General features: G+C 46.4%; 20 protein-coding genes and 1 pseudogene. 15 read left to right on the forward strand and 6 right to left on the reverse strand.

From position 1 onward, the window contains the following. Both C504_RS18980 and kduD read left to right on the forward strand, forming a co-directional pair. A pseudogene (locus C504_RS18980) lies at nt 1-132 on the forward strand (5-dehydro-4-deoxy-D-glucuronate isomerase); the annotation flags it as partial. After that, complete coding sequence (gene kduD / locus C504_RS0116145; protein WP_018690409.1) at nt 129-872, forward strand: 2-dehydro-3-deoxy-D-gluconate 5-dehydrogenase KduD; 744 nt, start codon at nt 129-131, stop codon at nt 870-872. The pseudogene C504_RS18980 and the gene kduD, both read left to right, overlap by 4 nt. A 64-nt stretch (nt 873-936) precedes the next feature. Here the strand turns inward: kduD and C504_RS18115 are convergent, their stop codons facing one another. The 3 genes from C504_RS18115 to C504_RS0116160 form a co-directional block, all read right to left on the reverse strand. Beyond that, a complete protein-coding gene (locus tag C504_RS18115) occupies nt 937-1,638 on the reverse strand; it encodes a GntR family transcriptional regulator (protein ID WP_018690410.1) in 702 nt (233 codons plus the stop codon). Between the two features lie 177 nt (nt 1,639-1,815). After that, nucleotides 1,816-2,718 (reverse strand): VOC family protein, encoded by a 903-nt coding sequence (locus tag C504_RS0116155; protein WP_018690411.1) that lies wholly within the window; start codon nt 2,716-2,718, stop codon nt 1,816-1,818. 68 nt (nt 2,719-2,786) lie between these two features. Further along, on the reverse strand, nt 2,787-3,221 hold the full coding sequence (locus C504_RS0116160) for a DoxX family protein (protein WP_018690412.1): 435 nt from the start codon (nt 3,219-3,221) through the stop codon (nt 2,787-2,789). A gap of 122 nt (nt 3,222-3,343) precedes the next feature. Between C504_RS0116160 and C504_RS0116170 the strand changes: the two genes are divergently transcribed. Continuing rightward, on the forward strand, nt 3,344-4,228 hold the full coding sequence (locus C504_RS0116170; RefSeq protein WP_018690413.1) for a LysR family transcriptional regulator: 885 nt from the start codon (nt 3,344-3,346) through the stop codon (nt 4,226-4,228). Between the two features lie 33 nt (nt 4,229-4,261). On the opposite strand, the gene C504_RS0116175 is transcribed toward C504_RS0116170, so the two are convergent. Beyond that, entirely contained in the window at nt 4,262-5,443 is a 1,182-nt protein-coding gene (locus C504_RS0116175) for an MFS transporter (RefSeq protein ID WP_018690414.1), read from the reverse strand. A gap of 220 nt (nt 5,444-5,663) precedes the next feature. On the opposite strand from C504_RS0116175, the gene C504_RS0116180 reads away from it, so the two are divergent. The 4 genes from C504_RS0116180 to C504_RS0116195 all read left to right on the forward strand — a co-directional run bounded on the left by C504_RS0116180 (nt 5,664) and on the right by C504_RS0116195 (nt 8,842). After that, complete coding sequence (locus C504_RS0116180) at nt 5,664-6,539, forward strand: LysR substrate-binding domain-containing protein (RefSeq protein ID WP_026317593.1); 876 nt, start codon at nt 5,664-5,666, stop codon at nt 6,537-6,539. A 98-nt stretch (nt 6,540-6,637) separates the two neighbouring features. After that, nucleotides 6,638-7,087 carry a GNAT family N-acetyltransferase gene (locus C504_RS0116185; RefSeq protein ID WP_018690416.1) on the forward strand — a complete coding sequence of 150 codons (450 nt, stop codon included), beginning with the start codon at nt 6,638-6,640 and terminating at the stop codon, nt 7,085-7,087. 39 nt (nt 7,088-7,126) lie between these two features. Next, nucleotides 7,127-7,543, forward strand: coding sequence for a hypothetical protein (locus C504_RS0116190; protein WP_156815987.1), 417 nt, complete (start codon nt 7,127-7,129; stop codon nt 7,541-7,543). A 147-nt stretch (nt 7,544-7,690) separates the two neighbouring features. Beyond that, nucleotides 7,691-8,842, forward strand: a complete 1,152-nt coding sequence (locus C504_RS0116195; RefSeq protein ID WP_018690418.1) for a low temperature requirement protein A — start codon at nt 7,691-7,693, stop codon at nt 8,840-8,842. A gap of 79 nt (nt 8,843-8,921) precedes the next feature. Here C504_RS0116195 and C504_RS0116200 read toward each other — a convergent pair whose 3' ends face one another. Beyond that, nucleotides 8,922-9,821 carry a LysR family transcriptional regulator gene (locus C504_RS0116200; protein ID WP_018690419.1) on the reverse strand — a complete coding sequence of 300 codons (900 nt, stop codon included), beginning with the start codon at nt 9,819-9,821 and terminating at the stop codon, nt 8,922-8,924. 216 nt (nt 9,822-10,037) lie between these two features. On the opposite strand from C504_RS0116200, the gene C504_RS0116205 reads away from it, so the two are divergent. Next, entirely contained in the window at nt 10,038-10,679 is a 642-nt protein-coding gene (locus C504_RS0116205; protein WP_018690420.1) for a glutathione S-transferase, read from the forward strand. Nucleotides 10,680-10,732: 53 nt separating this feature from the next. After that, on the forward strand, nt 10,733-12,364 hold the full coding sequence (locus C504_RS0116210; RefSeq protein WP_018690421.1) for an FAD-binding oxidoreductase: 1,632 nt from the start codon (nt 10,733-10,735) through the stop codon (nt 12,362-12,364). 124 nt (nt 12,365-12,488) lie between these two features. On the opposite strand, the gene C504_RS0116215 is transcribed toward C504_RS0116210, so the two are convergent. Then, complete coding sequence (locus tag C504_RS0116215; RefSeq protein ID WP_026317594.1) at nt 12,489-13,208, reverse strand: SDR family oxidoreductase; 720 nt, start codon at nt 13,206-13,208, stop codon at nt 12,489-12,491. Between the two features lie 72 nt (nt 13,209-13,280). Between C504_RS0116215 and C504_RS0116220 the strand changes: the two genes are divergently transcribed. From C504_RS0116220 to C504_RS0116255, 6 genes are all read left to right on the forward strand, one after another. Then, the gene (locus C504_RS0116220) at nt 13,281-13,910 is read left to right on the forward strand and encodes a TetR/AcrR family transcriptional regulator (RefSeq protein ID WP_018690423.1); all 630 of its coding nucleotides are present in this window, start codon (nt 13,281-13,283) and stop codon (nt 13,908-13,910) included. Nucleotides 13,911-14,331: 421 nt separating this feature from the next. Next, nucleotides 14,332-15,273, forward strand: a complete 942-nt coding sequence (locus C504_RS0116230) for a sugar ABC transporter substrate-binding protein (RefSeq protein WP_018690425.1) — start codon at nt 14,332-14,334, stop codon at nt 15,271-15,273. Between the two features lie 65 nt (nt 15,274-15,338). Next, nucleotides 15,339-16,829 carry a sugar ABC transporter ATP-binding protein gene (locus tag C504_RS0116235; RefSeq protein ID WP_018690426.1) on the forward strand — a complete coding sequence of 497 codons (1,491 nt, stop codon included), beginning with the start codon at nt 15,339-15,341 and terminating at the stop codon, nt 16,827-16,829. Next, a complete protein-coding gene (locus C504_RS18120; protein WP_018690427.1) occupies nt 16,819-17,757 on the forward strand; it encodes an ABC transporter permease in 939 nt (312 codons plus the stop codon). Before C504_RS0116235 ends, C504_RS18120 begins: the two co-directional genes overlap by 11 nt. A 546-nt stretch (nt 17,758-18,303) precedes the next feature. Then, entirely contained in the window at nt 18,304-19,317 is a 1,014-nt protein-coding gene (locus C504_RS0116250; protein WP_026317595.1) for a TAXI family TRAP transporter solute-binding subunit, read from the forward strand. Nucleotides 19,318-19,378: 61 nt separating this feature from the next. Next, nucleotides 19,379-21,493: a TRAP transporter permease gene (locus tag C504_RS0116255; protein WP_018690430.1), complete on the forward strand. Its 2,115-nt coding sequence runs from the start codon at nt 19,379-19,381 to the stop codon at nt 21,491-21,493. Nucleotides 21,494-21,516: the final 23 nt, after the last annotated feature.

Consider the following 21,516-nt stretch of genomic DNA (forward strand, 5'->3'; position numbering starts at 1 on the left):
GCCGTCATTTCACCGCCTTGGTCAATTCACAGCGGCGTAGGCACAGGTTCATACACGTTCTGTTGGGCGATGGCCGGTGACAATGTCGACTTCACTGATATGGATATGGTTCCAATGGAGGCGTTGCGGTGAACCTGTTTTCTCTTGAAGGAAAAAGAGCGCTTGTCACGGGCGCCAATACTGGCATCGGTCAAGCTATTGCCGTCGAGCTTGCACGGGCTGGCGCATATGTGTTGTGCGCCGGACGGCGAACATGTTCAGAAACAGTAGCCGAGATCGAGAAAATTGGTGCCAGCGGCGAAAGCATCATTATTGATTTTGATGATCCAATGGCTGGCGTAAAAGCAATTGAAGGGCTCGGAACTCTCGACATCTTGGTCAATAATGCAGGCATTATACGTCGATCAGATTCGACTGATTTTTCAGAAAAAGATTGGGATGACGTCATGGACGTTAATCTCAAGGCGTTGTTCTTTACAACGCAGGCCTTTGCTAAACAATTGATCGCGCGTAACGCCCAAGGCAAAGTGGTCAACATTGCGTCGTTGCTTTCTTTTCAAGGGGGCATTCGCGTACCGTCTTACACAGCGTCCAAGCATGGTGTTGCAGGTGTGACAAAAATTCTAGCAAATGAGTGGGCGTCAAAAGGCATCAATGTAAACGCAATTGCACCTGGTTATATCGCAACCAACAATACCGAAGCCTTGCGCGATGATCCTGTGCGGTCAGCGGAAATTTTATCGCGCATACCAGCGGGTACATGGGGCAAGCCGGAACATATTGCCGGCACAGCTGTGTATCTTTCATCGGCTGCTGCCGATTATGTGCATGGTGCTATTTTAAATGTCGATGGTGGTTGGCTGGCACGCTGATACCTGCAAACTAATGCAGGTTCATCTATAGTGAACAGCGGCCGGATTGAAACTTTCCGGCCGCTTATGCTTCAAAATATTCGTGGTGTGTCTTTGATACTTCTTCAATCATACCATCAAGCCGCGAAAGATGCGCATCCATTTGGCGGATCAGTGGTTCTTCCTCACCTTTGTTCAGAAGATCAACGATATCCGTGTGCTCACGATAAACTGCTTCAGTTTCTGCATGTAATGTAAACGATAGTGCGCAGAGGCGATCTACTTTCGCTTTGTTCTCCGCGATTACAGAATAGACATCGGCGTGCCCTGCAACAGTACAAAGAAGTTGGTGAAATTGAGAATCAAGTTCACGAAAATGATTGAGGTCGCCGCGATTTGCTGCTGCGCGCTGCTCATCAAGATTACGTTGGAAATCCGCTAGATAATCGCTGTTCCAACGCGCACACGCTTTTCTTGCGATGCCGATTTCAATTGATTTGCGAATAAAACGAGCATCAGCAACTTCGCTAATTGAAATCTTTCGTACGATCGTGGCGCTCTGGGGTTTAACCAACAGCAGGCCCATATTGCTCAGCTTAATGAAAGCTTCACGAACTGGCTGCCGTGAAACATCAAACTGCTTTGCAATTTCAACAATAGAAACTTTTTCGCCCGGTTTCAGCTCTAGCGATGTTATCTGATCATATATAGAATCGAAAACATCGGCCGAAGACGAACGTTTAACCGTTACGTTGCGGCTGTTTTCTGACTGGTGAACAATGTCCATTTGTATTCAATGCGAAGTGCAAAGTCCTCTAAGAGTGTATTATAAAATACTCTCTTAGAGCTACCACATATTCACGCGTAAAGCACTTTAAGTTTGTTTGTTTTTCAATTTCTTTAAGCGCTTTGTAAGTGAGGTGATTTGCTTTCTACATCGTTCCCAGAAATAGGGCGCTGTGTTTTAATCAACTTTACTGTCAGCTAAACGTAAACTTATATCAACGCCAGTTGGGTCGCATCCGCGCAGGATATTTCCATCTCGTTTCAAAGGAGCGTTTGTTAATAAGCCCGCATCGTGGCCAATCAGTTCATAGCGGATTAATCGAGCCATATCGTTAGGGGCCGCAGGAAGATTTTGTCCCGCCCAGATGTTCATAGCCAAACGGTGAGTATTGGCGACGCCAGCACCCATATCGGCAAATCCCCAATTCGTCAGTGTGAGATGACGGGAAAACCCAAGGGTTTCAAACCAATCTAAAGCTGGTTCGATGTTGCCCACTTTGAAATGAATGTGTGCAATATAAGCATCATCAGCAATGTCAGCGTTAACGTTGGCAGATGTGGTATGGGCTAATTCAGCATGAACATTTAAGGGCTCTCGTCCGTTGTGAGGACGACCTTCGCTGTCGTACATAGAGAGTCCTCTAGACACATCACCAAAGTGGCCAAAGCGCTCGGGAGTTTCAAAATAAATTTCAATTTCGAGACCATCAGGGTCAATCAAATAAAGCGACTTTGCGAGTAAATGATCGGTTGGACTAACGCGCACTTTCAGTTGTATCAATCGGGCTAGCAGACGAGAAAACTCAACTTGGCTGCGTACCCCAATTGCCACGTGATACATGCCCGTATAAGCCGGTTCGGCTGCTTTGGATGCGCCTGTGTGCAGAACAAAAAGTGTCTTTTTATTCGTTCCCAAGGATATGCTTGTTGCGGCGCTGTTTCGTTTGATCAGTCCCAGAGCCGACATCCAAAAGTTTGCTGCGCGCTTAAGGTCGGTTACTTGAAGTTCAACCACGCCCCATGACAATCGATCGGTCTGGAGTTTATAATTTGGCGATGTAGCGAGGGGCAGATTGGTCATTTAGGCGATCTTTCAAGAGTAAGATAAAGGAAGCGCCCCGACATCAGGTGGAGGAACGCTACAAATATTTAGTGTCCAATGCGTGCTGCGATTGGTGCTTTTTTGCTGCGACCCCAGATGATCAAAATAGCAAGTCCTAGATAAATTAAATTGAATGGAAGGGCGGTAAATTCACCGCGATACATATGAAAAGGTATGGCCAGTACTTGTATCGCCGCCAAGCCCATTGCAGCATAAATAGTTAGCTTTGGCATAATGCGAGTTGCTGCTGGTAGGATCAATCCAATGATGCCAAGCAGTTCTGCAATTCCAATAAACCTTACAAAAGCTATGGGTGCATTCTCTGCCCAAGCCAAGCCCATTTGCACCATCTCGGTGTGGGATAAAAAGAGCTTCATGTAAACGGACATTGCATAGAGCAGAGCCAGCAGAACTGCCGCTACCCAAAGGCCAACGTTCCATTTATTGCTTGCTGGTTTCATCGTCGTGTCAATCGTTGTCATTTTTCAATTCCTTTAAGTCCACCAAGATGCGGTGGTGTTAAGTTTGAATTGCTTGTAACAGTTTCCGTTTTGTTGATCATTGGTCTGTATATTGAAGTACCATTCACTGTGAGTTGATGATTATGGACACATTACTGAGCCTTCGCGTTCTTGCTGCCGTTGCGGAGCATAAGAGTTTTTCTGCCGTGGCTGAGCGAATGAATTTGTCGCCAGCAATGACCACCAAGCATGTCCAGCATGTTGAAACGCGCATTGGTGCGCGTTTGCTCAACCGCAACAGTCGGAATGTTAGCCTTACGGAAGCTGGTGCTCAGTATTTAATGGCGGTACATCCATTGTTGGAAGGTTTAGAAGAAGCTGAAACTCAACTGTCAAATGATACAGTTGCGCCCCGTGGGACTTTAAAAATATCAATGCCGGTTTGGATGTCTAATCCAGTATTTGCGAAAATATTAGCAGCCTATCAGCGCGAAAACCCGCACGTGGCATTCGATATCGATGTCAGTGGGCGTAAGATTAATATCGTAGAAGAAGGTTTTGATTTAGCGCTGCGGGTAACAGCAGCTTTGGACGAGGGGCTAATCGCCCGCAAATTGACTGAAGTTACGTTCCAGCTGGTTGCTGCGCCAGCATTTTTGGATCAGGTTTCACGCCCTCTTACGGTAGGCGATCTCTCTGGCGCCCCTATGCTTGCTTATTCTCAAGTTGCTGCAGACGGGCGTATCCGTTTTGGTGGTGAAAATGGTGTAGACGTAAAACTTAAACCTGTGCTGGTTAGCGGTAATGAAAGTCTGCTTCACTTCTCTGCTTTAGCGGGCATGGGCTACGCAATGTTGCCCAATTGGGTGACACAAGATGATTTGGCGGCAGGTAATTTGGAACTGGTTCTGCCGGAAATCGAATGGCCTAGGCTACATGTGAATGCGATCTATGCAGATCGTAGTTATTTGCCCGCCAAAGTAAGAAGTTTCCTCGATTTTCTAGCTGGTCCTCAAGGTCTTAAATAGGCTGTGAGATAGATGCCATGCGACCATTTCTTCCTACTCTATGTCCGGCAGGAAGACTGTTAGAAAACCTAAGCACAAAAGTATGGACATGTAGTTGTACATTTGCTGCATCCCGACTTGGTCAGCAAGCGCACCCAATGCAGCGGCTCCAAGAGCGCCGACGCCAAATGCAAACCCAAATACAAAGCCTGAAACCATGCCGACTTTTTGCGGCAGAAGTTCTTGTGCATAGACGACGATAGCAGAAAAAGCAGAGGCCAAAATCAACCCAACAAATATGCTAAGAGCAATAGTTCCCATTAAGTTTGCATGCGGAAGAATAAGCGCAAAAGGTAAAGCGCCCACGATTGATACCCAGATAACTTTTCTGCGGCCAATTCGGTCCCCAACAGGGCCGCCGACAAAGGTGCCAACCGCAACAGCGCCGAGAAAGACGAACAACATGGTTTGTGCTTCTTGAATGCCCAGCTCGAACTTTTCGATAAGAAAAAATGCGTAATAACTTTTGAATGTTTCAATGTAGACGAACTTGCTGAGAAGCAATGCGCCGATGATTGCGAATGCAAAAATAAGCCTTTTTCTAGGCATTTGCGGCAGCGAGATCTGTGGCGCTGCAGTCGATTGCATTATCCGCTGATGGTTTGAGAACCACCGTGCAACCCAGAGCAAAATGATGACGCCCAATACGGCAAAAAGACCGAACCACACGGTGCTGATCTGTCCCAAGGGAAGAACAAATAATGCAGCAGCAAGAGGCCCCAAAGCCGTGCCCACGTTACCGCCAACCTGAAAGCTGGATTGAGCAAAGCCGAGTTTACCACCCGATGCCATACGGCAAACGCGCGATGCCTCTGGGTGGAATAAGGCCGATCCTGTACCGAGCACAATTGCTGCCAAAAGCAAAAGGGGAAATGAGTTCGCAGTTGCCAGCATGACGATGCCTACAGCAACAACGCCCAGTGAAACAGCAAGCGTGTAAGGCTTAGGTTTGATATCCCCATAAAGCCCCATGAGCGGCTGCAATATGCATGCCGTGATCTGCTGGGCCAGCGTAAGGAGACCTAACTGGAAATAGTTGAGCGAATACTGTGATTTGAAAACTGGATAGAGCGCAGGTAGTAAAAATTGAATAAGATCATTAATTAAATGGGTGCCGCTCACGGCCAGAATAACCGAATATGATGTCGGTATCAGAGTTTCTCTTTTGACGAGCATTATAGTTCTCGGTGTTGTTTGGGCTCAACGGTATTCACTGGCATTAGATTGGTCCGCTCTTAATGTGCGAACTCTGCCAGATACTCTCGATTTCAAGCCCTCGTGGTTTATTTTGGTGTTGTTCAGCCCTCTGAAAGGCTGATCGCATAATGGCCTATTTACGATATAGTTTCTCCTTAGAAAGAAACCCGCTATACTGTAGAAAAATTACAGGGTTAGCATGACTATTTCTCGCAGAAAATTACCGCCGCTTAACGCGTTGCGGGTATTCGAATCGTCCGGTCGCCATATGAACTTCCGTGCCGCTTCAGAAGAACTTAGCGTCACACAAAGCGCAGTTGCACAACAAATCAGGCATTTAGAAGATCATTTGGGCACTTCATTGTTTCATCGCTTGCCACGCGGCGTTGCACTTACACCGCAGGGAGCGACTTACCTTAATGAGGTAACGCGCGCGTTCGATCTTCTTAGTAAAGCAACAGCCCAGCTTCACAACCGACCCGACAGTGTTACGATTAGTGTCACGCCGACATTCGCGACGAAAATGCTCATTCCGCAAATGTCTATTTTGAAAGCCGCGCTGCCAGGGGTGGAGCTGCGCACAATCGCAACCGAGAGTGTTTCTGACTTCGATCGAGATCAAGTTGACATCGCAGTACGTCAAACACACCCACCGTTTCCGGCCTCGCTAGAGACGCACTTGCTGTTTCGTCATGATCTGGTTCTTGTGGCAAGCCCGCACTTATTGGGTGATGCGCAGTTACCATTGACGCGGAAACAAATCAGCGAGCTTCCTCTACTGCACGATGCCTACAATAACTGGTCTAAATTTTTCGACAGACCTGACAAACTACCTGGCGCAGTATTCAACCAGACAACACTGGCACTCGATGCCGCTTTAGCAGGGCAGGGAGTGGCTATTGTTTGCCGTGCCTTTGTTCAGCCGGATCTAGATGGAGGGCGCCTAATCAAAATATGCTCGGCAGATTTTAAAGCGGGGTCTGATTTCTATCTTGTGAGAAAACGCTCACCTCACCCTCGTGAAACCGTCGATGCCGTTTGGTCATGGTGCATGGCCAATTGGGAGTTTCGATAACAAAGCCTATTCGTGTTGCAGGAGCAGACGTAGTCCGCGATTATGCGACAATGATGGATTGTTCGTGTTAGAGCGAACGCTCGTGTAAAGGAAACATTTTGAGTTCAAATAATATTCAGCCACGCAAAGCAGTGTTGGAAGATAGCGAAGCCTTGGTTTCGTGTATCGATGCAGCCTATGCAAAATATTCGAACCGCATATCCGAAATGCCGTCCGTTTCTGATGGAATTATAGAGGATATAACCCACAATCAGGTGTGGGTTGCCGTGGAAGCTGATGAGATCATTGCCTGCCTTGTGCTCATAAAGGAAGACGGCTTTATGAAGCTTGCAAATTTGGCAGTTCATCCAAGCCACAGCGGTAAAGGCATTGGGCGCAAATTGATGGCGCTTTCAGAACGCGAAGCAAAACGGCAAGGCTATAACGAGATGCGGTTAAACACGCATGTAGATATGCCCGAAAATATTCAACTTTATGAGTGCCTAGGGTGGGAGGAGGTCTCTCGACTCAATAGTACTGTTTCGATGAGGAAAGAGCTTGGGTTGTAACTGCCATCGTGTTTGATGTGAAAGCATCGTGAACGGAAAATGAATACTCTATGCATCTTTGGTTCAGACGTAATCTTTAGAGTGAAAATACGAATTCAAATTAACATAAAGAGAGAAACGATGAACTTTTCAACAGTTAAAAAAATTGGTCTTATGGCTATCCTAGTGCCTTTATTTGCTACGTCTGCCTCAGCATACACAACGGCTGAATATGCAGCGCATAAAAAAGGCTGTGAAGGCCAAGGCGGTACTGTTGGAATATATTCAGACGGTCGGCTGGGTTGCCATATGGGCATCGCTTCTAAGCTGCCAGCAAACTTCAAAGTGATTAAAAACAAAAAAGAATTTGAAGCTCTTGCAAAGCAGACCAAATCGAATGTGAAGCAAAATAAAGCCAAAGCTGTTGGTGGCGGCGGCAAGGTAATGGTTCAAGATTTGATGGTCCAGCCAAAGTAATCACTGAATTTCCTGCCCGACTTTGTTTGGGCAGGACTCACTACTTTAATAAAAGAGGAATTCCCTCTGAAAAGGCACGTTACAAACTTGTTTCGTTTGTTTAAGCAATGCGATAATATACTGGAAACTCAGTTATCGCAGGATATCATGGCCTTTTTCTATCGACCACTTTCCCCTCGTAGCCCCGAAGAAACACACCGCGCAGCTACCCCCTTAGAGCTTTTGTTCGACTTGGTATCTGTCATTGCGATAGCGGCCGCAGCTTTAGGATTGCATCATGCAATTGCCGAAGCGCATGCGGTGCAGGGCATCATCACATTTCTAATGGCGTTCTTCGCCATTTGGTGGGCATGGATGAATTACACTTGGTTTGCCTCCGCCTATGACAATGATGATGCTCTTTTTCGCCTGCTGACAATGCTCATTATGGGCGGGTCACTTTTTATGGCGGCAGGAATTAGCCCGCTGTTTAAATCGGGTGACCTGACAATGGTTATCCTTGGGTACATTATCATGCGCGTTGGCATGATTGCGCTTTGGCTTCGTGCGGCAGTTAGCGATCCTGATCACCGCTCTACGGCCATGACATACGCAATCGGTATTGGCTTAGTGCAAGTTTTCTGGGTGAGCTTCTTATTCCTTCAGCCTCTTACCCCTGCTTTTGTCTATGGACTGTTCATTGTGGGCGTTGTTTTGGAGCTGGCTGTTCCCGTAATAGCAGAGCGTAAAAACACGACACCATGGCATCGCCACCATATTATTGAGCGTTACGGCTTGTTGAATATTATCGTGCTAGGCGAGACCTTTCTGGCGGGCGTAATCTCGCTGCAGCAAGTCGCAAATGGTGAAACAAATATTGCATTCGTTCACATTGCTATCTCAGCACTTGTTATCGTGTTTTCGATGTGGTGGCTATATTTTAGCCAAGAAGAACACCTTCAAACCAGCGACCTTAACCGTGCGTTAGTGTGGGGCTATGGGCATTTTATTATTTTTGCATCCGGCGCGGCAGTCGGAGCGGGCTTTGCCGTTCTTGTCGATGTGATTTCAGGTCATGCCAAAGCGTCTCTCTTGGTGGGCGACTATCCCGTGGGTATTCCTGTGGCAATTTATATGCTCGGCCTATGGTTTGTGCGTGATCGTTTTTGCCTAACAGGGAACGCGAAACTCGTGCTTCCAATATTTGCTGTTCTTGTGCTTCTTGCGCCGCTCACGCCTCTTGCTCTTGAGGGCATCGCGGCTATGACTGCATTAAGCGTTTTGGTGCGAAACTATTTGGCGCAAAATAATCTTAAATAAGATGCTGCAGCACATCGAAGATGTTCGGTGTGCTGCATGCCAGACAAAGTGAAATTATACCGTTGGTTATAGTATAGTTTTATTTCAGCGCATCGATTTGTCGAAGGCGGTGGCTCATAAAATTGATGAACGCGCGTATTTTTGCCGGTGCTTTACGCCCTTCAACGTGCACTAGATTAACTGGTAACGGCTCTGGTTCGTGGTCTATAAGCACTGGCTCCAACAAACCGGCCTCTAAATCCGAAATGACTTGATAGGAAAGGGCGCGGCACAAACCCCAGCCTTGATGTGCGATGTCGATGGATGCGGCTACACTACTCACAGTAAGTCTCGGCTTAAATTTGATCGCAATTTTATTGTCATGCCCGAAGCGCCATTCATTCGATGAATTGTCAGCCGTTGTGAAGATGATGCGATGGGATGGGATAAGATCATTTGGCTGTTCTGGACGGCCATTTTCAGCGAAATATTCTGGCGCACCACAGATGATTCTACGCACAGATCCAACCTTGGTGGCGGATAAGCCGGATGAAGGAAGGTGACCAATACGCACGGCAATGTCGTAACCTTCTTCAATAAGATCTACATTGCGGTCCACCATGAGAATATCAGCATTAACATCAGGGTTCTGTTCAAGAAACTCTGCGACAAGTGGGGCTACATATATTCTGCCAAATTCTTGCGGGCATGTAATGCGCAAATTACCCATAGGTTTGCTTGCAGCCCCCGATGCAGCATCATCTGCAGCTTGAAGTTGGTTTAGAATTTCACGCACGTCATCCAGATAAGCTTTGCCCACTTCCGTTAGCTTTACTTGCCTAGTCGTGCGTCGGAATAATCTAGCGCCAATTTCTATTTCAAGTTCATTAACACCGCGCGTTGCGGTAGGTGCGCTTAACCCCAACGCTTTTGCACCCGCGCTAAAGCTTTGAGTGTCAGCAACTGAAACAAATATTTTAAGTGCTTTAAGGTGATCCATGCTTCACTTAATTTCAGATTTAGAAATAATGAAGTTCAAACATAGTATATTATTATTGTTTTAGAAAATCATTATCTTGTTTTCAGCAGGTTCGGTTGTTTCGGTTAGTGGTGAAACCATTGCTTTCAATTACCGCCTACAAAATCTGCCCGCAGCTACTCCTTCAAGTTTGAAGCACGGAACCATTGTTGACACGATATTGATTGGAAGATTGTCATGCCTGAAACAAACATACGAATTGACCAGCCTGTTAAACTCTATCGTAATCCGAAATCAGGCCATTGCCACAGAGTCGAACTCATGCTCGCTCTTCTTGATTTGCCGTATGAAACCATCGATCTGGATATGGCAAACGGAGCTCATAAAGCCACAAATTATCTAAAAATAAGTCCACTTGGACAAGTGCCGGCAATTGAGGATAGCGGAGTAAGTCTATGTGATTCAAATGCGATTATTACGTATCTGGCAGAGCGTTATGGTAATGCCAGTGATTGGGTCGGTCGCTCTCCGATTGAGAAAGCACAAATACAACGTTGGCTGTCGATTGCTGCCGGTGAAATCGCTTATGGGCCTTGTTCTGCACGTCTTGTTACTGTTTTTGGTGTGAACTTGGATCATGAGGAAGCCAAGGCAAAAGCGTATACGCTTTTTAAAGTTATGAATGAACATCTTGCAAAGCGAGATTGGCTTGTGTCTGACCGGCCAACGCTCGCCGACATAGCGGGTTATAGTTACATAGCCCATGCGCCTGAGGGTGGGGTGTCCTTAAACCCATATCCAAATATCCGGACTTGGCTTGTTCGAATTGAGTCTCTTCCAAAATTTATTGGCATGGCGCGTTCGCCCGAACTTGCGTGATGCCAATATTTACACTGGATCACTCAAATCAATGCCGATAGGAGCGCGTTGCTATGCCAAAAGAAGAAGGCCCATTTCATATAGGAGAAATAGAGGCACAGGAGCGCGCTGGTACACGGGAAGCAGCAGCGTCAACGGGCGGGTTCATCCGAGATTTTATGCCGGAGCAACATCGCGCATTCTTTTCGGCGTTGCCTTTTCTCGTGGTGGCAGGGGCTGATGATACAGGGCGGCCATGGGTATCAATTCTTGAGGGTGAAGAAGGGTTCGCTAAGTCACCCACGCCGCAAAGCCTGACATTCGCTTCATCATTTTCGCATGATGATCCGCTTATGAAGTCGTTTCATCATGATGCAAATATTGGCATTTTGGGAATTGAACTTTCAACGAGGCGTAGAAACCGCCTGAATGGAAGGATCCGAAATGATGGTGAGAAATTTATCGTCGATGTAGATCAGAGCTTTGGCAATTGTCCGCAATATATTCGTGAGCGTGAATGGTATCGCGTAAAGCATAAGCCAACATTAGGAACGCGTGTCTCAGATCAATTGAGCGATGCTCAATGTCGACAGATAAAAGCCGCTGATACATTTTTCATAGGCTCTGGTTTCTCTTTACCTGCAAGACAGGGCGGTGATGGATACGATGCCTCTCATCGCGGAGGTGACCCTGGGTTCGTGCGTATCGACTCGAAGGGCACCCTTCACATTCCTGATTATGATGGGAATAAATTTTTCAATACCATTGGTAATTTGTTACGCGATCCGCGTGTGGGTTTACTCTTTGTCGATTTTGTCAGCGGCAGCATGTTGCATATAACAGGCCGCGCTCGCATCAACTGGTCAGCGATCGGCAGTCATGATCCAAATGCGCGTCGTATGATTGAGGTGACAATCGAGCAAGTCATAGAGCGCCCTGCGGCGCTTGCTTTGCGGTGGCGTGAAAACGCCGATGATCATTTGCGCCTGAAGGTCGTCGATAAAGTTCAAGAAAGCGCTGAAATTACCTCGATATATTTGGCTCACCAAGACAATATAGCTCTGCCCCCCTTCCTCGCTGGCCAGTACCTACCGATTGAATTGAATGTAAATGGTCAAGCGGGGACCGTGAGGCGCAATTATTCGCTGTCTGGTCCAGTAAATGAAAATCATTACCGGATAAGCGTAAAACGTGAAGACCGAGGTGTTGCCTCACGATTTATCCACGACCAGTTGAATATAGGCGACGAAATCAATGCAAAACAACCTTCTGGTGATTTTGTTGCGCCCTATGGTCGATGTTCGTTGGTGTTGGTTAGTGCAGGCGTTGGCGTGACGCCGATGATGGCGATGCTATATGCGGCGATGAAGGAAAAGCAGCCTAGACCACTTTGGTTTATCCACGGAGCACGCAATCCTCAAACCCAAGCGTTTCAAAAAGAAGTTGAAGCTATCGCTGCTCAATTGAGTGATTTTAAATATCAAATCTTTTATAGTGCAGCGATTGCCGATGAAGCTGATGGGGAAAATATCTACAACAGTGGGCGGATAACTGCCGATGCATTGCTTGCCCTGAATACTGGCGCTGATGCACAATACATGTTGTGTGGCCCAGCCTCATTTATTGCAAATATTCGAAATGGCCTCGAAAAAGGTGGAGTACCGATGTCACAAATTCACTTTGAGAGCTTTGGGCCGTCCAGCTAACCTCTTTCTTCATACTCGTTGCATGCTGCCCACCGTTTGCCTAAGAACTCGACAAACGGTGAGTGTCAGAAGTGGCAAAAACAACATTCTCAATGATTGCTAATACCGTGTTTTATTAATCGCTTTACCAAGGTGTTCTGCCCTTGGGCTCGAAAAACCCACCCGTTTCCACGCTATTAAGTGCAAACTGAACAGGAAGTCTCGCGCCCTCTTCGGGTGTCATCTCTCCATATCCCGTAAGATCAGTTTTAACGAAGCCCGGACTCACCGAATTCACTTTGATATTCGTATCCGATAATTCTTCATTTAATTGAACGGTTAACATGCTTAGTGCAGCCTTTGATGCGTTGTAGCCAATATATTGCTGCGCATAAAAAGTGGAATTTGGATCCCCATTCAAAGTGAGCGAACCAAGCGAACTTGATATATTCACGATACGACCTTCAGGTGCATTGCGTAATAGTGGAAGCATGACTTGGGTTAAGGCAAGCGCGCCGAAAAAGTTGACTTCCATCACTCTACGAACAGCATTAATTGAAGCTTTGCTCGGTGTGGCGTCAGCGAAATCGAACACGCCAGCATTATTGACCAGTATGTTGAGACGTCCGTATTGGGCCTTTATCTTCGTCTCTGCTGCTGCCAAGCTTTCAGGCTTGTCGAGATCAAGATGTACACTTTGTACATTCAGACCGTTTGAATTTAAATCTTCCAGTGCGCTTGCAGCGCGGTCATCGTTTCTTGCGCCGATAATAACGGTTACTCCTGCTTTTGCGAGTTGTCGGGCAATCTCAAGCCCTATTCCTTTGTTGCCACCGGAGACGAGCGCAATACGTTTATTTTCCATTTGAATACCTTCCTTCATATGAATGGTTGAATTAATATATGAAGAATTACTCAGGTTTAGGATTCGCATTTCATGTCATCGTCAACCGACGCTTTGAAACCCCGAAAAAGGCCACACCAGCAGCGCGCACGCGTTACAGTTGATGCTATTTTTGAAGCAACTATTCAGGTTTTACTGATTGGGAATACACATAAGTTGACCACGACTCGTGTCGCTGAAAGGGCCGGTGTTTCGATTGGTACGATGTACCAGTATTTTCCTAACAAACAGTCGCTCATCTATGCACTCAACGAACGTTATTTGGAGGCTTTGGCGGTAAAAATTGAAAAGACATGTCAAGCCAACCACGGTGCCACCGTTGAGGATATGGTAGCGGCATTGGTCGATACCTATTGGGTGGCTAAAATGGAGCGACCAGATGTAACGCGCGTTCTTTATCGCTCAGTCGTAGACATAGACAATGAGGCTCTAATCGCAAACTTTGCAGAACGTGTGAATGCTGCCACATTGACGATGTTTTCAAGTTCGAGAAACAAAACGCTGAGCAATCTTGAACGCATAAATCTCACGCTAACAACCGTGATATTTGGCGCGATAAGAAATGCCTTTGAACGAAATTTCTCGGACAGTGAAGCCGAAGATGTTCGGGAGCAGCTGGTGCTAATGTGCCTTGCATATTTGAATGCACATCAAAAACAGTAGTTTTTGCACACTGCAATTTAAGCGGCCCAATCAAGAGATTGCTTCAACTCTATCAGTGTTTAGGCAGCAGTGACACGAGAATTTTATCAATGTCGTATCAGCCGCTGGATTGGTTTGCACTAATTTCTAACCTCATCTCATTGGTGCCATGAGCCCGGATTTTGAAATTTGCGGTAAGTTTAAAGCATATTTTGTATATACTCATTATACCAGTTGACATAATGATGATCATATCAAATAGTGCATTCCACTGAAGCTGAACGGCAGGCATTTTTGTGTTTGCAAAGCTCAAACACCCCTAGGAGGCGCAATTTATTGTGACGGGGAGCGAGCAGTAGGCATCAGAATCGACGTGCCTTCATCTGTGAATTGCACGTTTAAGTTTTGCCGAGATGGCCTCGGTATTAATGGGAGGAATGGAATGACTAAAAGTAAATTTCTTAGAGTGGGGGCTCTATTAGGCGCGCTTACTTTTGCAACGTCTGCGTTTGCAGAAAATCTTAAGGGCGCAATTGTCGTGATGGACCTCACGACGAACGCATTTCAAATTGAAATGGCTGATCAAGCGGTTGAGTATGGCAAAGAAGTTGGTGTTGATGTTCAGCGCTATGCACCTGCAGGTTCATTTGGTGATTATGAAGGCCAGATATCCATTATTGAAAATCTCATTACGAAGCAGACCGATATTATCATTTTGGTAGCCGGTCACACGACAGCACTTGTGCCAGTTGTTAAAAAAGCAATGAAGGCTGGCGTTGCAGTTGTGAACATGGATAACCGTTTAAATACAAACGATATCGTTGCCTATGTTGGCGTTGATAACGGGCAAGGTGGCAAAATGGCCGTTGATTATATCGCCAAGAAACTCGGCGGTATTGGCAAGATTGCGCTTATTCAAGGTGAGGCCGGTAATCCCGTACAAATCTTGCGAACAAAGGGCTTTGAACTTGGTGCATTGGTGCATCCAGGACTTGAAGTTGTTGCACAACAGGGCGCGCATTGGACCGAAGAAGAAGGTCTAAAAGTGATGGAGGACATTCTACAGTCTAATCCAGATGTTGATGCCGTATTTGGTGAATCTGACAACCTTGCGGTTGGCGCTGCACGTGCTGCGAAATCTGCAGGTAAAGACGATATAATCTTTGTGGGATATGATGGTCAGCAAGGTGGTTACGCAGCTATTAAAGCTGGAGATGTCGCTGCAACCATTCGTATGGATGCACGGCGGATGGTCGAGCTAAGCATGGATGCTGCCTTAAAATATATCGAAGGCGGTAAATCAACAGAAGGTATCGATCCAGAAACTTATATTGAGCCTGAGCTGGTTACGGCCGCTGAAGTCGACAAATACTACAAACAGTAACGTCCAAAATAAGCGCCTGTTAATGGAAATTAGCAGGCGTTTTCCAATTGGTCGGCGGGGCGATAATGAGCAAGATACTGGAAATTAAAGGGGTGTCTAAACAATTCCCCGGGGTGCTGGCATTAGACAATATCGATTTTGATTTGGATGAAGGCGAAGTTCACGCTTTGCTTGGCGAAAATGGCGCTGGCAAATCCACTCTCGTTAAAATTATTACAGGCGCATACCACCGAGATTCAGGCATAATGACAATTGGCGGGAAAGCCGTTGATTTTCAAACGCCTGCAGAAGCGAAATCCCAAGGGATAGGTGGTATTTATCAAGAGTTTTCGCAGGTGAATTCTCTTTCGGTCGCCGAAAATATATTTCTCGGTGATTATCCAATGAAGGGGCTTTTCATCGATTGGGAAACCATGAACGCGACGGCCGATGAGCTGTTAACACGTTTTGGTGTGGATGCATCTGCAACCGATAAGCTGTCATCCTTAGGTGTTGCAACGCGTCAAATGGTCGAGATTCTTAAAGTGGTGCATCGTGAAAATTTACGCATCCTAATCATGGATGAACCCACGTCTGCACTCTCTGACTCTGAGACACATTTGCTGTTTGATTTTGTAAGGACAATACAAGCAACGGGTGTGGCTATCATTTATATTTCACACCGGCTGGATGAGATTAAGCAAATTTGTGACCGCATAACCGTTTTTAAGAACGGTAAAAAAATGTCTACAAACCAAGCGCAAGACATGAGCATTGATGCGATAGTCACTGAAATGGTTGGGACGGAATTAAAAGATCATTTCCCTCCCAAAAATATATCAATTGGCGATCCTTGCATAGAGGTCTGCAATCTATCAGGTGCCGGTTTCGAGGATATATCTTTTACAGCGCATAAAGGTGAAGTACTGGGCATTACGGGGTTGGTTGGTGCCGGCAAAACAGAAGTTTTGATTTCCGTTTTTGGTGGCGCGCCGATTAAGTCAGGTGAGATAAAACTAAACGGCACAGTCGTTAATATTCACTCACCCATCGAAGCTGTGAAAAATAGGATCGGACTCTTACCGGAAAGCCGGAAAGAGCAAGGCCTAAACCTTATTATGAGTTGCCTTGAAAACATCAGCCTTGCTTCACTCGACAAGATTTCAAAACCGTTTCTTGATCTCAAGTTAGAAAAAGAATTCGCCGAGCAAAATTTTTCAAAGTTGGAAATTCGCCCTAGTAACCCTAAAAATTTGGCTGAAAATTTAAGCGGGGGCAATCAGCAGAAAGTCGTTTTATCCAAATGGCTTCTTCGTGATAGCGAAGTTTTGATGTTCGACGAGCCGACTCGCGGCATCGATGTGGGCGCAAAATTCCAAATATATTCACTGATCATGGAGCTGGCTAAGGCTGGCAAAACCATCATTGTTGCTTCGTCAGAAATCGACGAAGTCGTGGGTATTTGCAACCGCGTTCTTGTAATGCGTCGTGGGGCATTGGTTAGCGAATTGAGCGGTGAAAGCCTGAAAACAGAACAAATTGTATTATCAATGAGCGGAGAAACCCTTGTCTCTTAAATCTAATATTTTGGATAATAAACAGCAGTTTTTGGCTTTGTTGGGGCTGGTATGCGTTGTAATCGTATTGTCATTCCTATCGGAGTATTTTTTCACAGCCAACAACCTATTAAATATTGGAAAGCAGGCTTCGATTAATCTCATCATTGGTTTGGGTATGACGATTGTCATCATTTCGGGCGGGATTGATTTGTCGGTAGGCTCTCTTTTAGCGCTAACCATATCAATTATGGCTGTGCTCAATGTAGTGCACGATGTTGATATTGTTTTGGCTGGATTTGTGGCTGTAACCGCAACTTTAGCTGCCGGCGCGATCAATGGCATAATCATACAATATGGCAAGGTTCCTGCATTCATTACAACTTTAGGGATGATGGGAATTGCGCGCGGAGTGGTGCTTTTAATATCACGCGGCAATCCTTCGATGTCTTTTCCAGAAGAATTTTTATGGATAGCCGACGGCTCTATTCTCTGGATTCCTGTGCCCATTTTTCTTGCGGCGCTTGCAGCAATACTCACAGCGTTTTTGCTAAAATATACCCGTCTTGGACGTGAGATTTATGCGATTGGCGGAAACGAAGAAGCCGCACGCCTGTCGGGGATTAACATCGCTTATGTGCGAATAGCAGCATATACAATTTGTGGATTATCCTGCGCGTTAGGCGGGGTCATCTTCGCAGCTAGAGTAGGTGCAGCTCCGCCATCATCTGGAATGGGTTATGAGTTGAATGCTATTGCAGCTGTTATCATCGGTGGGACATCTTTGTCCGGTGGACAAGGCAAAGTGTCAGGCACTGTAATTGGTGCTTTACTGATGGCTGTTATTGCCAATGGCTTGAACATAATCGAAGTCGATCCGTACTGGCAAAGTATCGTCATTGGCTCAATTATAGTTATTGCTGTCATGGTATCTAACATGCGCAAGTAAAGGCAATGTTTAGGTGGCTTGTCGCACAAGGCACACAACCTGGTAATCGAATTCTATGTTTGGTGTAGTTTATACTTCACTTGAACCGAACTTATTATAGCGTGTCGTTGTCCAGCAAGGACGTCCTATGTCCCTTAAGAAAGAACCATGAGACGTACGAAAATCACTAAACTAGATGTGTTATGACTAATTTCACCTTACGTTAGGTGATGAGGCGCTATGAAGTTCAATATTCCGTACTGTTATCACCCGTTTAGGTGATCGTACGCGACGTTATATGACAAGTATACGATAATTTACCAAACAGTATTGATGCGAACCCTGTGGCTTTTCAGCTGTGGGAAGTTAGATTTATTGCAAGTTTTTGGTTTGCAATCCGTTGTGATGATTATACCTGCTTTTATCAATTTACAGATTCTGATGTCAAAGGCCTTTCTTAAGGCAGCAATACCTGCGAGGCTGTCGATTAAGGTGCGGTAACGCACTGTCCGGCAAATGCCGGTTCACCTAATGACGATGTATATTAAGGGAGTAATGATCATTATGATGAAGTTTACCAGACGTACGGCAACCGCGCTCATTGGAGCTACGGTAGCACTTGGTCTTGCTAGCGCAGCGATCGCGCAATCACCTGCATTTTTCCGTATTGCGACAGGCGGCACTTCCGGAACTTATTTTCCAATTGGCGGTTTACTTGCCAATGCTATTTCTTCAGCGCCAGGTTCACGCTCATGTGAAGAAGGCGGATCTTGCGGCGTTCCTGGTCTAATTGCGACTGCAATGTCTGCAAACGGTTCTGTTGCCAATGTGAATGGTATTAACGGCGGCACTATCGAAAGCGGATTTTCACAATCTGACGTTGCTTACTGGGCTTACACAGGCACAGGCGTATTCGAAGGCAAAGAAAAGGTCGAGAAATTACGTGCTATTGCCAACCTCTACCCAGAATCTATTCACCTGATCGCTTCTGTAGATAGCGGCATCAATTCTGTTGCAGATTTGAAAGGCAAGCGCGTTTCTATGGATGAGCCTGGCTCTGGAACGCTTGTTGATGCTCGGATTATCTTAGAAGGCTATGGCATGACAGAAGCTGACGTTTCTGCGGAATTCTTGAAGCCAGATCAGGCTGCTGACCGTATGCGTGATGGCGCTATGGATGCATTCTTCTTCGTTGGTGGTTTCCCTGCGGGCGCTATCGCCGAGCTAGCATCCCAGCAACCGATCAAGGTTATTCCAATCGATGGTGACAATGCAGGCGGCATTACAGAGCAGTATGAATTCTTTGCTGTGAACAAAATTCCTGCAGGCACTTATGAAGGGCAAACTGACGATGTTTCAACACTTGCTGTTGGTGCACAGTGGATTACGAGTGCAGATCAGCCAGAAGAGCTAATTTACAACATCACTAAAGCTCTGTGGAACGATAAGACACGCAGCTTGCTTGATTCAGGTCACGCAAAAGGCAAGTCTATCACTAAGGAAACTGCGCTAGACGGTGTTGGTATTCCTCTGCATCCTGGTGCGGAACGTTTCTATAAAGAAGCAGGTTTGCTTGACTAACAAATGATAAATAGCCGGAGCGGTAACGCTCCGGCTGCTTTGCTATGGGGAGCATGTGAATATGGCTGGGACAACAAAGACCGGTGTTACAAAAGATGACATTGAAACACAGAAGGCTGAATCTGAAACGGCCACTGTAGAGCTTACGGAAGCCGAGCAAAGAGCGCTTGAAGAGAAGTTCGATAGTGAAGTTCGTTTTCGTCCGCTTGCTCGACCTGTTTTATACGCCTCTTCGCTGGCGTTGTTCGTTCTTGCTTGCTTCCACTATTACACTGCTGGTTTCGGTATTTTGCAGCAAACAACACACCGCGGCATTCACCTCGCTTTCACGCTAGGATTGATTTTCGCGGTATTTTCATTTTCCGGACGCCCTCAAACTGAGCCGCACCGTTCTTCTGTGTTAAATCCGCTGGGTTTGCCTCTGATAGATTGGGCCTTTTTGATTGCTGGGGTCGTATCCTCGCTTTACGTGCCGTGGATTTTCAACGAGCTTGCTTTCCGCGTTGGTAACCCTAGCTTCCTTGATGTAACAATGGGCACAGTGCTCATCATATCACTGCTCGAAGCCACGCGGCGCGCGATGGGTTGGCCACTACCATTCATCGCTATTTTATTTATGGCCTATGCCTTATTTGGCCAATCGATGCCGGGCATTCTTGTGCATCCCGGCGCATCATGGACCTCGCTCGTCAATCATCTTTATCTGACCAGCCAAGGTATCTATGGCACAGCGCTTGGCGTTATTGCCACTTACGTTTTTCACTTCGTTCTGTTTGGCGTATTGGCAACGCGTATTGGCTTGGGCCAATTGTTCATTGATTTGGCTTCTGCGTTAGCTGGACGCTATGCAGGTGGACCGGCGAAAGTATCCGTTTTGTCATCGGCCATGCTCGGCTCGATTTCTGGATCATCAATCGCTAACACTGTGACAACTGGCTCACTTACAATTCCTGCGATGATCCGCATTGGCTACCAGAGGCATTTTGCTGCCGCTGTTGAAGCAGCATCGTCAACAGGTGGACAAATCACACCGCCCGTCATGGGGGCTGTTGCATTCTTGATGATTGAATATCTTGAGGTGCCGCTGACTACGATTCTAACCGCTGCAATCGTTCCCGCATTCATGCACTTTTTCGGTGTTTTGATGCAAGTCCACATGGAAGCCAAACGGCTTGGTTTGCGCGGATTGACCAAAGAGGAATTGCCCGATGCATGGGCTGTCTTCAAGAAGGACTGGATTACCGTTTTCCCACTTATCGTGCTTGTTGCGGTCCTACTGTCAGGCCGCACGCCTTATTCAGCGGCATTCTGGGGTATCACATCTTGTATCGCTGTAATGGTGGTTCAAAACATAACACGTCTGCCGTTCTCGCAGGCTTTGCGCGGTGTCGCACAAGATGTTTTCGACGGTTTTGTTTTAGGCGCTAAATATTCGCTTTCTGTTACAGCGGCTGCTGCTCTTGTCGGCGTCGTAATCGGCGTTGTGACTTTGACGGGCGTTGGCTTCAAGATCGTTTATCTCGTGACAGCAACAGCAGGTGGCTGGGCCGAAAGTGTTATAGCATTTGTTCCTTTCGATCTATTCACGGTGCAATCCCTAACGCTATTATTCACGCTCATCATGACAGCCATTGTCTGTATTTTGATGGGATGCGGCATACCAACAACAGCGAACTATCTCATCATGATCGCCATTGCAGCGCCAATTTTGAATGCACTGGGTGTTGAGCCAATCGTAGCTCACTTCTTTGTCTTCTATTATGGTGTTTTGGCCGATGTTACACCGCCTGTGGCTCTGGCCGCTTATGCGGCGGCAGGTATAGCCGGAGCAAATGCATTTAAAGCCGGTAATACAGCGTTCCGCCTATCGATGGGTAAGGTTCTGGTGCCATTTGTCTTTGTTTTCTCGCCATCATTGCTGATTGTCACGCAAGGGTTCACATGGCCATTATTCATTTTGGCAGTCTCTGGGGCTATGCTCGGAATTACCGCGTTATCAGCGGCTTTTTCTGGATATTTAACCCAACCATTATTGGCTTGGGAACGCGCATTGTTGGCCGTTTCTGCGTTGCTCTTTGTCGCTCCTGATCTAATAACAACGCTGGTTGCAGCTGCGATCTGTACCCCTGTTTTGATCAGAGCTTTAATTGGAATGAGAAAAGTGAATACGGCATAATCCGGCAGGTAAAAATTATACCG

The sequence above is a fragment of the Ahrensia kielensis DSM 5890 genome (assembly GCF_000374465.1).
GTDB lineage: Bacteria > Pseudomonadota > Alphaproteobacteria > Rhizobiales > Rhizobiaceae > Ahrensia > Ahrensia kielensis.